The sequence below is a fragment of the Pseudomonas sp. MWU12-3088 genome, from assembly GCF_023242405.1.
Lineage (GTDB): Bacteria > Pseudomonadota > Gammaproteobacteria > Pseudomonadales > Pseudomonadaceae > Aquipseudomonas > Aquipseudomonas kribbensis.
This window is the reverse complement of the sequence record NZ_JALJEA010000013.1, coordinates 14,583-26,865: the sequence shown is the minus strand read 5'-3', so window position 1 is coordinate 26,865 and position 12,283 is coordinate 14,583. Positions and strand designations below refer to the sequence as shown.

Annotated in this window: 14 protein-coding genes; 5 read left to right on the top strand and 9 right to left on the bottom strand. The window is 61.3% G+C overall.

The annotated features are described in order from the left end of the window. The first annotated feature begins 52 nt into the window (after positions 1 to 52). Positions 53 to 688, top strand: coding sequence for a TetR/AcrR family transcriptional regulator (locus M5B98_RS24880; RefSeq protein WP_248744288.1), 636 nt, complete (start codon positions 53 to 55; stop codon positions 686 to 688). A 45-nt stretch (positions 689 to 733) separates the two neighbouring features. Here M5B98_RS24880 and M5B98_RS24875 read toward each other — a convergent pair whose 3' ends face one another. Next, the gene (locus M5B98_RS24875) at positions 734 to 1,516 is read right to left on the bottom strand and encodes a class I SAM-dependent methyltransferase (RefSeq protein ID WP_248744287.1); all 783 of its coding nucleotides are present in this window, start codon (positions 1,514 to 1,516) and stop codon (positions 734 to 736) included. Between the two features lie 93 nt (positions 1,517 to 1,609). Between M5B98_RS24875 and M5B98_RS24870 the strand changes: the two genes are divergently transcribed. Next, positions 1,610 to 2,224, top strand: a complete 615-nt coding sequence (locus tag M5B98_RS24870) for an energy transducer TonB (protein WP_085712817.1) — start codon at positions 1,610 to 1,612, stop codon at positions 2,222 to 2,224. A 12-nt stretch (positions 2,225 to 2,236) separates the two neighbouring features. Here M5B98_RS24870 and M5B98_RS24865 read toward each other — a convergent pair whose 3' ends face one another. The 6 genes from M5B98_RS24865 to ppc form a co-directional block, all read right to left on the bottom strand. Then, positions 2,237 to 3,073, bottom strand: a complete 837-nt coding sequence (locus tag M5B98_RS24865; RefSeq protein WP_248744286.1) for an isocitrate lyase/PEP mutase family protein — start codon at positions 3,071 to 3,073, stop codon at positions 2,237 to 2,239. Positions 3,074 to 3,103: 30 nt separating this feature from the next. Beyond that, entirely contained in the window at positions 3,104 to 3,964 is an 861-nt protein-coding gene (locus M5B98_RS24860; protein ID WP_248744285.1) for a DUF72 domain-containing protein, read from the bottom strand. Continuing rightward, entirely contained in the window at positions 3,964 to 4,272 is a 309-nt protein-coding gene (locus M5B98_RS24855; protein WP_085712814.1) for a hypothetical protein, read from the bottom strand. Before M5B98_RS24855 ends, M5B98_RS24860 begins: the two co-directional genes overlap by 1 nt. 173 nt (positions 4,273 to 4,445) lie before the next feature. Beyond that, positions 4,446 to 5,120, bottom strand: a complete 675-nt coding sequence (gene tsaB / locus M5B98_RS24850) for a tRNA (adenosine(37)-N6)-threonylcarbamoyltransferase complex dimerization subunit type 1 TsaB (protein WP_248744284.1) — start codon at positions 5,118 to 5,120, stop codon at positions 4,446 to 4,448. A 93-nt stretch (positions 5,121 to 5,213) separates the two neighbouring features. Then, entirely contained in the window at positions 5,214 to 5,861 is a 648-nt protein-coding gene (gene adk, locus M5B98_RS24845) for an adenylate kinase (RefSeq protein WP_085712812.1), read from the bottom strand. A gap of 300 nt (positions 5,862 to 6,161) precedes the next feature. Beyond that, entirely contained in the window at positions 6,162 to 8,792 is a 2,631-nt protein-coding gene (gene ppc / locus M5B98_RS24840; RefSeq protein WP_248744283.1) for a phosphoenolpyruvate carboxylase, read from the bottom strand. Between the two features lie 214 nt (positions 8,793 to 9,006). Here ppc and M5B98_RS24835 point away from each other — a divergent pair, with 214 nt between their 5' ends. From M5B98_RS24835 to M5B98_RS24825, 3 genes are all read left to right on the top strand, one after another. After that, positions 9,007 to 9,351, top strand: coding sequence for a pilin assembly protein (locus tag M5B98_RS24835; protein WP_085729780.1), 345 nt, complete (start codon positions 9,007 to 9,009; stop codon positions 9,349 to 9,351). Positions 9,352 to 9,718: 367 nt separating this feature from the next. After that, positions 9,719 to 10,123, top strand: coding sequence for a DUF4398 domain-containing protein (locus M5B98_RS24830; protein ID WP_085697302.1), 405 nt, complete (start codon positions 9,719 to 9,721; stop codon positions 10,121 to 10,123). A gap of 55 nt (positions 10,124 to 10,178) precedes the next feature. Next, entirely contained in the window at positions 10,179 to 10,967 is a 789-nt protein-coding gene (locus M5B98_RS24825; protein ID WP_248744282.1) for an OmpA family protein, read from the top strand. 65 nt (positions 10,968 to 11,032) lie between these two features. On the opposite strand, the gene M5B98_RS24820 is transcribed toward M5B98_RS24825, so the two are convergent. Beyond that, positions 11,033 to 11,362, bottom strand: a complete 330-nt coding sequence (locus tag M5B98_RS24820; protein WP_119427141.1) for a hypothetical protein — start codon at positions 11,360 to 11,362, stop codon at positions 11,033 to 11,035. Then, positions 11,359 to 12,264, bottom strand: a complete 906-nt coding sequence (locus M5B98_RS24815) for an alpha/beta hydrolase (protein ID WP_248744281.1) — start codon at positions 12,262 to 12,264, stop codon at positions 11,359 to 11,361. Before M5B98_RS24815 ends, M5B98_RS24820 begins: the two co-directional genes overlap by 4 nt. Between the last annotated feature and the right edge of the window lie 19 nt (positions 12,265 to 12,283).

Here is a 12,283-nt window from a genome sequence, read left to right as displayed (position 1 = left end):
GGCCGGTATGTTATTAATAGCAAACTCACCAGTCCAGTATTAAAAGCGAAGAATGTCGAACAATCATTCAGCTCCAAACGGCCCCGGCCGCCCGAAGGATCCGGCCAAGCGCCAGGCCATTCTCGAAGCGGCGAAAATCCTGTTCCTGAGTCACGGCTATGCCAACACCAGCATGGACGCGGTGGCCGCCGAGGCTGGCGTGTCGAAGCTGACGGTCTACAGCCATTTCAATGACAAGGAGACGTTGTTTTCGGCCGCCGTGGTGGCCAAATGCGAGGAGCAATTGCCACCGCTGTTCTTCGAATTGCCGGACGGCATCGCGGTGGAAAATGTGTTGCTGAACATTGCCAGAGGCTTTCATCACCTGATCAACAGCGATGAGTCGGTGAATCTGCATCGCCTGATCATGGCGCTGGGCAGTCAGGACCCGAAGCTGTCGCTGATCTTCTTCGAGGCCGGCCCGCAGCGCATGGTGCAAGGCATGGAGCGGCTTTTGCGGCGGGTCGATGAGACTGGCGCGCTGCGCATCGACAACCCGCACAACGCCGCCGAACACTTCTTCTGCCTGATCAAGGGCGCGGGGAATTTCCGGTTGCTGTATGGCTGCGGCGAACCACTGACCGGCGAGGCGGCGGAAAGCCATGTGCAGGAAGTGGTCGGGCTGTTCATGCGTGCCTATCGCCCCTGAAAACAAAAATCCCACGCCATGCGTGGGATTTTCTTATGAGCCGGCTCAGGGCTTGAGCGCTTTCTTCGGGTAGATGTCGTAGCGGCTGGATTTGCCATCCAGCGCATGGCTCGGCTTCGGCCCTTCGATGCACGGCGCCTTGCGCGGGCGCTTGACCACCACCCGGTGCGTGGCCAGCGCCAACGCCGCTTCCAGCAAGGCCGGTGCATCCGGATCATCGCCCACCAGCGGGCGGAACAGGCGCATTTCCTTCTTCACCAGGGCGGTTTTCTCACGGTGCGGGAACATCGGGTCGAGGTAGATCACCTGCGGCGGCTCGCCTTCCCAGCTGCGCATCACCTCAATGGAGTTGCCCTTGAGCAGGGTCATCCGCGCCACGATCGGTGCCACCTCGAAATCTTCCGCCGCCCGGGCCAGACCATCCTCCAGCAACGCGCCGATCAGCGGTTGACGCTCGATCAGGCTCATCTCGCAGCCCAGGCTCGCCAGCACGAACGCATCCTTCCCGAGCCCCGCCGTGGCATCCAGCACCCGCGGACGCACGCCTTGGGCGATACCGACCGCCTTGGCGATCATCTGTCCGCTGCCACCGCCGTACAACCGACGGTGGGCCGCGCCGCCCTCGACGAAGTCGACCCGCACCGGCCCCGGCGCATCCGGCCCCAGTTGTTGCAGTTGCAAGCCCTGCTCGCCGACTTGCAAGGCAAACTCGCCGTCGGCCACCTGCAACGGCAGATTCAGGCGCTGCGCCCACTGCTCGGCCTGCGCTTCGAACGTCGGGCCGAGGGCTTCGACATGGATGCGGCAGGCCGCAGGTTGATCAATCATGGAAAACACGCTCAAAAAAGTTAAGGATCGGCAAAAACCGCCGATAACCCAATCAACGCGCATTTTGCCAGAGCTGAGCGTCGACCGAAAAAAATGTCAGGCATTCTTCCCACATCGATTGGCTACATTTCGCCCACAGGCGATTTCAGCCGTCATAACACTCAAGCATTGGGCGGCGTCAGCCACCTGTGGCAGGATTTCTTCGCCCAGGCACTGGCCGAACAATCGAGTGATGTGGTGCCGGCCTGTGGCACTTTTCCACCGGTCGATCTGGAAAGCCCTGAAGAGCCGACTATCGGCAGCGAGCTGCACGCGCACATCATCGACCAGCGCGAATGCGATGTAGTGGAAACCCAGGTACGCCCACCCGAACCGCTGTTCCTGCCGATTGCCGAAATCGACATGAACCTGGCCGAGCCGTACCCACCGTTCCCGCCGGAAGACATCAAGACTCAGCAAAAACAGCAGGATTTCGACAGCAGCTGGGTTCGTCCTGTCGTGATCAACAACGGCCAGCCGATTCCGGAACCGGGCCCTGCTCCGCAGAAAAAGCCGCTGTACCTGCCGATCGCCGAGTTCGACCTGGATCTGCTGCAGCCTTACCCGCCGTTCCCGCCGGAAGAGATCGTCGAACAGCAGAAAGCCCTGGACTTCGATAACGGCTGGGTGCGCCCGATCGTCCAGCAGAACCTGCGCATCGCCGCCTGATTCCGCCCTGCTTCAGCCCTTGAAAAACTGATTGGCCTTCGCGTACGGCATCGAACGCGTGGTGAAACCGAACGTGCCCGATTGCTGGATTTCCTCGGCAGCCCGAAAGAACTCGCCAAACGCCGCCAGCGCCAGTGCCGAGCCGGTACTGATGCGCTTCACACCCATTTCTTCCAGTTGCTGCACGGTCAGTTTCAGGCCACCGGACATCAACACGTTGACCGGTTTCGGCGCCACCGCTCGCACCACCGCCAACACCTCTTCAGCCGTCCTCAGGCCCGGAGCATAGAGCACGTCTGCGCCCGCTTCGGCGAACGCCTGCAGGCGGCGGATGGTGTCGTTGATATCCGGATTGCCGTGCAGGTAGTTTTCCGCGCGGGCCGTCAGGGTGAAGGGAAACGATAAGGTTCGAACAGCGGCAACGGCGGCTTCGATCCGTGCCACGGCATGTTCGAAACAGTAGATCGGCGCGTCCGGACGGCCAGTGGCATCTTCGATCGAGCCACCCACGGCGCCCGCTTCGGCGGCGCGCAGCAGGCTTTGCGCCGACTCGGCCGGAGCGTCGGCAAAACCGTTTTCCAGATCCACCGCCACCGGCAAGTCCGTGGCTGCAGCAATTGCCCGAACATTGTTCAAGGTTTCTTCGAGGCCAAGCGCGCCATCGGGCGTGCCTTGGGAAAACGCATAACCGGCACTGGTGGTCGCCAGCGCCTGATAACCCAGGCTGGCAAGCATCTTCGCGGAACCGGCATCCCACGGATTGGGAATCACGAAAATCCCGGGACGCTCATGCAAGGCTTTGAAGACTTCGGCTTTACGGACTTGTTCTTTGCGGGCTTGGGCGTCCATCGGCAGGCTCCTGGGCAGAAAAAAACCGCCTCAGAGCAAGCCAAGTTGCTCGGCGGCGGGTTCTCTGTATAGCTCAGGCAGCGATGGCAGGCCAGGCAAACGTTGCATCAGTTGTGCGTGAAAACGTTGCGCCAGCTTCGCCGCGAGAATGTTATCGGCGGTGTGCAGGAAGATGTACGGCGTGCGGCCCTCTTCGATCCACTCGGCAATCTTCGCCACCCACGGCACCAGAAACGGATCGTTGGCCTCAAGCTCGGGATGGCCGATGAAACGCACCTGCGGGAATTGGGTGAACGCTGCCGGGCGGGTTGGCACCCGGGGCTTTTTCGATTGCGCGTGAATCACCGAAGACTCGGTGGACAGGCAACTGAACAACGCGCGCGGGTCGAGGCAGATGCGCTCCACACCGCGATCCAACAACAGGCGATTGAGCAGGCGTTCACTCTCGCCCTTGGCGAAGAACTGCTCATGGCGCACTTCCACCGCCAGCGGGCGATCAAACGCGTCGATGAAGGCTGCGAGCTCTGGCAAACGTTGCGGAGTGAAGCTTTTCGACAGTTGCAGCCACAGTGGCGATACGCGTTCGCCGAGCGGGCCAAGCAACTGGATGAAGGTTTCGGCGGCGGTCAGTTGATCGCGCAGGTCACCGCCGTGGCTGATGTCGCCGGGGAATTTGGCGGTGAAACGAAAGTGCTCGGGCATGACCTCGGCCCAACGCTGCACGGTGGCCGGCGACGGGCTGGCGTAGAAAGTGGTGTTGCCTTCCACCGCGTTGAACACTTGCGAATACAGACCGAGGAAATCGGAGGTCTTGGCGTCTACCGGATACAGATACTCGCGCCAGGCGTTTTCACTCCAGGACGGGCAACCGAGGTAGTAAGGCAGATCCATCAGATGTACAGGTCGAGGCCCAGCACGTCTGCGTCCCAATCGACAAAACCGGCGGTGCTCAGGTAGCTGGCCAGGGCCATGGCCACGCTTTTCTTCATCGCACGGTGATAAATCATGTCTTGTTGGCGGGCGGGCAGATTGCTCAGGCGTTGCGCGGAGGCCTTGGCGGCGCGGGCAGCCAGTTGCGCTTCGGTGGGGAATTCCAGCTCGCCTTCAATATCCTCGACGGATTCATCCAGCGCCGGATTGCCTTTGCGAGGCTTGCGCTTGATGGGGTAGGAATGAGTGGAAACGCCGTCTATACGCATAAAGTCATGCTCGGTATCGATGATGGCAATTTAGCGGCACCTGACCGACTTAGCAAATCGCCGAGTGATAACTAGAACACATAAAAGACAAAAGGTTTAAAGCGGGGCGTTGGAAACTGACGATTGGCAGGAACTGGCGGGACCCTGTGGCGGATGCCACAGGGTGATTGTCTTCAGCGGACTTTCGGCGTGGCGACTTTATCGCGCAGGTAAACCGGCTGGGCATCGTCGGCCGGAATCGACTCGCCACGTTCCCAGGCGAATCGCGCCAGCGTCAGCAGATCTTCGGCGTGGGGCAGCATGCCTGCGTCGGAACCGCTCAGGTTGACAGCGATGCGCTCGCCGTAGCCCCAACCGGTGCCGGCACCGAACCAGTCGCCAGACGCGTCGTCCGGCAGCGCAGCGACTTCCGGCGGCAACACCGCCTCGGTGCCGACCAGACGCATCTCCCCGGCCGTCTCGCGATAGCAGCCCCAATACACTTCATCCATGCGCGCATCGATGGCCGCCGCGACCTGGCTCACGCCGTGTTCGCGATAAGCGCGTTGCGCCAGCACCGCCAGGTTCGACACCGGCAATACCGGACGATCCAGCGCGAACGCCAGGCCTTGCACCACGCCGATGGCGATGCGCACACCGGTGAAAGCACCCGGGCCGCGACCGAAGGCAATCGCGTCCACCGCTTGCAGCGTGGTGCCGGCGTCGGCCAGCAGTTGCTGGATCATCGGCAGCAGCTTCTGCGCATGCAGGCGCGGGATCACCTCGTAATGGCTCGTGACCTTGCCGTCATGCAGCAAGGCAACGGAGCAAGCTTCAGTCGCGGTGTCCAGGGCCAGCAAGGTGCTCATCGATGTGTCCGTAAATCAGGTGGGGAAAAGTGCGCCAGTATAAACAACTACGGCCCGCAAGCGGGCCGTGGATGATGCAGCGGATCAGGTTTTTCAGCTCAGCGCTTCAAGAACCTTGGCGGTGATCGCTTCAACCGAACCGACACCCGGGATGTGGCTGTACTTCGGCTTGCCGTTGGCAGCCGACAGCTTCTGGTAGAAATCCACCAGCGGCTTGGTCTGCGAGTGGTAGACCGACAGGCGATGACGCACGGTTTCTTCGGTGTCGTCCTTGCGCTGCACCAGCTCTTCACCGGTGATGTCGTCTTTGCCGGCAATTTTCGGCGGGTTGTAGACGATGTGGTACACGCGGCCGCTGGCCTCGTGAACGCGACGGCCAGCGATACGCTGAACGATTTCTTCGTCTTCAACGGCGATTTCAACCACGGCATCCAGCTCGACACCGGCAGTCACCAGCGCTTCAGCCTGAGGAATGGTGCGCGGGAAACCGTCGAACAGAAAACCGTTGGCGCAGTCAGCCTGAGCGATGCGGTCTTTTACCAGTGCGATGATCAGGTCATCCGACACCAGGCCGCCGGCATCCATGATGCTCTTGGCCTTGATGCCCAGTTCGGTGCCGGCCTTGACCGCAGCACGCAGCATGTCGCCGGTGGAGATTTGCGGAATGCCGAATTTCTCGGTGATGAACTTAGCCTGAGTACCTTTACCGGCCCCGGGAGCTCCCAGCAGAATGACGCGCATTAGATGTGCTCCTCAATTTTTTTATAAAAAGCTTTTGCAAAACAACGGATTCGCCTCATGGGGCGAAATCCTGGAAATAGGGTCGTGACCGCCCAAACGGCCAGAGGCTGACCAAGATACACAGCAGGCTGCGCCCACACAAGACGCCAAAAGTCGGAGAAACCGGCGCCTGCCGCGACCTTGCGACGCGGTTCCCCAAGTCGCAACCCCATCATTAACTGTCGCTTGCCCGCATTTTTCCCACGCTCGATAAACGGCACCCGACGTTTGCCCCGGGTGCCCCGCCCCACGCAGAAAACCTTAGCCGGTATTTCGCAAACCGGCGGCAATCCCCGCCACAGACACCAGCAACGCCTGTTCTACCGGGCTGTCCTGCTCGACGTTCGGCTGTCGCGAACGCGCCAGCAGTTCGGCCTGCAATAGATGCAGCGGGTCGAGATAGGTGTTGCGCAGACGGATGAATTCCAGGGTGTCCGGGCTATGTGCCAGCAGTTGCGACTGACCGGTCAGGCCGAGGACCACGGAACATGCCTGCGACAATAGGTCGCGTAAGTGCACACCCAAAGGTAACAAGTCCGACTCAACCAGTCGCTCATCGTAGGACAGCGCAATGTCGGCGTCGGCCTTGGCCAGGACCATTTCCAGCATGTCGATGCGGGTGCGGAAGAACGGCCACTGCTCGCGCATCTGCCCCAGCAGCTCGCCTTCGCCGCGCTCCAGCGCCTTGCTCAGTGCAGTTTCCCAGCCGAGCCAGGCCGGCAGCATCAAACGCGTCTGGGTCCAGCCGAAGATCCATGGAATCGCCCGCAGACTTTCTATGCCACCGGCGCGACGCTTGGCTGGACGGCTGCCCAACGGCAAACGTCCCAGCTCCTGCTCGGGTGTCGACTGGCGGAAATACTCGACGAACTGCGGATTTTCCCGCACCACGGCGCGGTAAGCAGCCACACCGTCGGCGGCCAGTTCGTCCATCAGATGCCGCCACTCCGGCGTCGGTGGCGGCGGTGGCAGCAGGGTCGCTTCGAGCACGGCAGCGAGATAGAGATTGAGGTTTTGCTCGGCGATGTCCGGCAGGCCGAATTTGAATCGAATCATTTCCCCCTGCTCGGTGGTGCGGAAGCGTCCGGCCACCGAACCCGGCGGCTGCGACAGGATCGCCGCGTGAGCCGGGCCGCCGCCACGGCCCACGGTGCCACCGCGACCATGGAACAGCAGCAGTTCGACTTGCTGCTCGCGGCAGATTTCCACCAGCCGCTCCTGAGCCCGGTATTGCGCCCAGGCCGCCGCCGTGGTGCCCGCGTCCTTGGCCGAGTCGGAATAACCGATCATCACTTCCTGCGGGCCTTGCAGACGTGCGCGGTAACCCGGCAGCAGCAACAGGCGCTCGATCACCGGGCCGGCGTTGTCGAGGTCGGCCAGGGTTTCGAACAGCGGCACTACGCGCATCGGCCGCAGCACACCAGAGTCCTTCAACAGCAGTTGCACCGCGAGGACATCGGAGGCGGCACCGGCCATGGAGATCACATAGGAACCCAGCGAAGCCCCCGGCGCGGCGGCGATTTCCTTGCAGGTGGCGAGCACTTCGGCGGTGTCGGCCGATGGCTTGAAATGCGCCGGCAGCAACGGCCGGCGGTTTTGCAGTTCGCGAGTCAGGAAGCTGATGCGCTGTTCTTCGTCCCAGTCTTCATAACGACCGAGGCCGAGGTAGTCGGTGATTTCGGTCATGGCGGCGGTGTGCCGCGACGAGTCCTGACGCACATCGAGGCGCACCAGGAACAGGCCGAAGGTCACGGCACGACGCAGGCAATCGAGCAACGGTCCGTCGGCGATCACGCCCATGCCGCACTCGTGCAGCGAGTGGTAGCACAGCTCCAGCGGATCAAGCAGATCACGGTTGTTGTGCAACACATCGGCCGGTGCCGGGGTGGTTGCGGTCAAGGAAGCATGAGCCCAGTTGCGCGTGGCGCGCAGGCGTTCACGCAATTGCTTGAGCACCGCGCGATAGGGTTCGGCGCTGTCGCCGGCCTTGGCCTTGAGCGCCTCGCTGGCCTGCTGCATCGACAGTTCGGCGGCCAGGTGATCGACATCCCGCAGGTACAGATCTGCCGCCATCCAGCGCGCCAGCAACAGCACTTCGCGGGTCACGGCAGCGGTCACGTTCGGGTTGCCGTCGCGGTCGCCGCCCATCCACGAAGCGAAGCGGATCGGTGCGGCTTCCAGTGGCACGCGCAAACCGGTGGCGGCGAACAGTGCCTGATCGGCTTTGCGCATATGGTTGGGAATCGCCTGCCACAGCGAATGTTCGATCACCGCAAAACCCCACTTGGCTTCGTCCACCGGGGTCGGGCGGGTGCGGCGGATTTCTTCGGTGTGCCAGGCTTCGGCGATCAAGCGTTGCAGGGTGTTGTGGATCTGCTCGCGCTCGGCGCTGGTCAGGTCGCGGTGATCCTGGGCCGCCAGTTGCGCGGCGATCGCGTCGTACTTCTGGATCAGCGTGCGCCGGGCCACTTCGGTCGGGTGCGCGGTCAACACCAGTTCGATTTCCAGTCGTGATAACTGCCGGGCGAGGGAGTCGGCGCTGTGCCCTTCCTCGCGCAAACGGGCGAGCAATTCCGGCAGCACGCGGGATTCGAACGGCGCGGCTTGCGACTCTTCGCGGCGATGAATGAGCTGGTACTGCTCGGCGATGTTCGCCAGGTTGAGAAATTGGTTGAACGCACGCGCCACCGGGAGCAATTCGTCTTCGCTCAACTGATTGAGGCTGGCGCTGAGTTCGGCGTCCATCGAGCCGCGTCGGTCGGCCTTGGCGCCCTTGCGGATCTGCTCGATCTTGTCGAGAAACGCCTCGCCGTACTGGTCACGGATGGTGTTGCCCAACAGCTCACCGAGCAGGTGAACGTCTTCGCGCAAGCGTGCATCAATATCGGTCATCAGCATCTCTCCAGCAGTAATCGGTAACGGATCGCAAGTGAGTGGATGAACAGAGAGTGCCGCTCTGCAACGCTTCTTACAAGCAGACGACGAAGGGACTTTAAACCTTGCGCCCTGAAGCTAGTCTCAACAGTAAGCCCCACAACGGCTTGCCGCCGGCTGACGGCGGACACTCACCCAGACCTGCCACGAGCAGGTACGACATGAGGTCATCATGAAAATCCGTGAACTCGCCCAGCATTGGGAAGAAACCGCCAAGGGTCGCCTGACCGATACCGGCTACACGATTCATCTGGATGTGGAAGCTGCCGCGCGCCTTGCGGCGATTGCCGAGATGTACCCCAAACGGCATGCCGAAGAACTGCTCGGCGAATTGATCGGCGCGGCGCTTGAAGAGTTCGAGGCGAGCCTGCCGTATGTGAAAGGTTCGACCGTGGTTGCCACCGATGAAGAAGGTGATCCGCTGTATGAAGACGTTGGCCCGACGCCGCGTTTTCTCGCGTTGTCGCGTCGGCATCTGCAGGACCTGTCGACGGCTGCCGGCAAGCAAAAACACTGACACAACATAAATCGAAACGTGGGAGCGAGCTTGCTCGCGAAAGCGGTTTGTCAGGCACTGTAGTGGTGACTGATCCGACGCTATCGCGAGCAAGCTCGCTCCCACATTGACTGTATTCAAATTCAAAAATCACACGCCTTATTACCCCCGCGCGTACCACTCTCCCCCGCCAAAGTTCCCGGTTTAGAGCCCTGTCCATTCGGTCAGAATATTTTTTGGCGATGAGCCATCTTTTCTGAACTTTTAAAAAAAGCCTTCGGTCGGAACAGGTAACCACGCCTGGAACGAGCGTTTCAAAACGCACTTGCACATGACGGTTGCGGCTCCGCTACCAGGATGGATTTCGAAGCTTCCAAGGAGTTAACCAATGGAGTTGAAGACCATGAAGACCCAAACCTCGTTCTCCCACCTGCGCGGTCTGAAACTGGCCGCCCTGGCCATCGGCACCAGCTTCGTGCTGGCCGGTTGTGCCGGCAATCCACCGACCGAGCAATACGCGGTGACTCAATCGGCCGTCAACAGCGCGGTCAGCGCCGGCGGTACCGAGTTCGCCGCCGTGGAAATGAAGCAGGCGCAGGACAAGCTCAAACAAGCCGAAATCGCCATGCACGACAAAAAGTATGACGAGGCTCGCACGCTCGCCGAGCAAGCCGAGTGGGACGCCCGCGTTGCCGAACGCAAGGCTCAGGCGATGAAGGCCGAACAGGCTGTGAAGGATTCCCAGAAAGGTGTTCAGGAACTGCGTCAGGAAAGTCAGCGCACCGTGCAATAAGCGCGCATCCCGACCGCAAGGCTGAATCTCTTATCGATAGAAAGGACGAACGATTATGCGTAAACAACTGATGATCCCCGCTCTCCTGGCCGCAAGCGTTGCCCTGGCTGCCTGCTCGACGCCGCCGAACCCGAACCTGGAACAGGCGCGCACCAACTACGCCGGCCTGCAGGCCAACCCGCAGGCGAGCAAGGTTGCAGCATTGGAAACAAAGGACGCCAGCGATTACCTGGACAAGGCTGACAAGGCCTATCTGGACAAGGAAAACGCGTCCAAAGTCGATCAATTGGCGTACCTGACCAACCAGCGTGTGGAAGTGGCCAAGCAGACCATCGCCCTGCGCACCGCTGAAAACAACCTGAAGAACGCCGCTGCCCAACGTGCCCAGGCCCGTCTGGATGCCCGCGATCAACAGATCAAACAGCTGCAGGACAGCCTCAATGCCAAGCAGACCGATCGCGGTACCCTGGTGACCTTCGGTGACGTGCTGTTCGCCACCAACAAGGCCGACCTGAAATCCAGCGGTCTGGTGAACATCAACAAACTGGCGCAGTTCCTCCAGGAAAACCCGGACCGCAAGGTGATCGTCGAGGGCTACACCGACAGCACCGGCGCCGCTTCGTACAACCAGTCGCTGTCCGAGCGTCGTGCGACCTCGGTGCAGGTTGCGCTGATCAAGATGGGCGTCGATCCGTCGCGCATCGTGGTACAGGGTTATGGCAAGGAATACCCGGTCGCGGATAACGGCAGCGTCTCGGGCCGTGCGATGAACCGTCGGGTGGAAGTGACCATTTCCAACGACAACCAGCCGGTGATGCCACGTTCGGCAGTCAGCTCGAACTAAGCTTCACGCGTTAACGAAAAAGCCCCGCCTGATTTGATCAGGCGGGGCTTTTGTTTGTCGCAGGTTTACTCTTCCAGCTTCTGCGGCGTCTCCTGCCCCATGCAGCGCACAGCCTTTTTCTGCGCGTTGATCAGCACCCCGGTCAGGCCTTTCTGTTCGGTGTCGAACAGTACCAGCACGCCATCGATGCACTGCGCCACTTGCGGCGCCGGGTCCAGGGAGACCTTGTAGTCTTCGCCGGGAATGGTCTTGAGCATGGTGAATTCGTTGAGCAGCAGCGCATCCTCGGGTTTGGCGAAGTGCAGGTAGCCGTAGTACCACAGGGCGCCGACGGTGCCGAGGATGCTGCAGATACCGGTGATGATCAGCGGGATGGCGTTGCGTTCTTCACTCATTGCGGACTCTCGTTTTCAGAATTCGGAGGTGGCGGGTAATTCGGGACTTCGCCGAGGCGGCGCAGACCATTGAAATGCTCGGGATCGTCAAGGTAACGCAGCATGACCTGACGCCACACCGGATCGCCGAAGGTCTGCACATGGCCGCCGCGAGTCAGTTGCAGCACGCGCGGTGGCGGCGCAGCTTGATACAGGCGGATGCCGTTGGAAAGGGGCACCAGCGGATCGTCGATGCTGTGGAAGATCAGTTTCGGCACGCCTTTGAGCTGCGGCATCGAGTTGATCGCACTGTCGCTGTCGGGCACCAGCCACGACAGCGGCACTTGGAATGGCCAGGTCATCCACGATGTGCTGAGGGCATATTGGCCGACGCTGCGGTAACTGGCCGGAACCCCGTCGAGCACAAAGGCCTTGAGCTGTTTTTGTCTTTCCGGATGTTGCACCAGCCAATGCACCGCCATCGAGCCGCCGAGACTCTGGCCGAGCAGGATCAGCGGTTTGCCTTTGACTTCCGGCGCCTTGTCCAGCCAGGCAAATGCGGCGTCGATGTCCTGATAGATCGCCGGCAGGCTCGGCTTGCCTTCGGACAGGCCGTAACCGCGATAGTCCACCAGCAGCACCTGATAGCCGTTTTTCGGCAACCACCAGCTGCCGCCCAAGTGCATCGGCAGGTTGCCGCCGTTGCCGTGCAGGTGCAGCACCGTGCCCTTGACCTCGACCCCGGGTTTGGCCGGCAGCCACCAGGCGTTCAACTTGAGGCCATCGGCGGTGGTCAGGGTGACGGTGCGGTATTCAAGTTTGGCCTTTTCCGGGGTGAATATCTGGCCCGGCTCTGGATAGAACAGCAAAGAGCTGCAACCGCCGAGGGTCAGGAGCAGGCAGAGGATGCCGAGGATTCTCATCCGGTGAAACCTCGCAAGG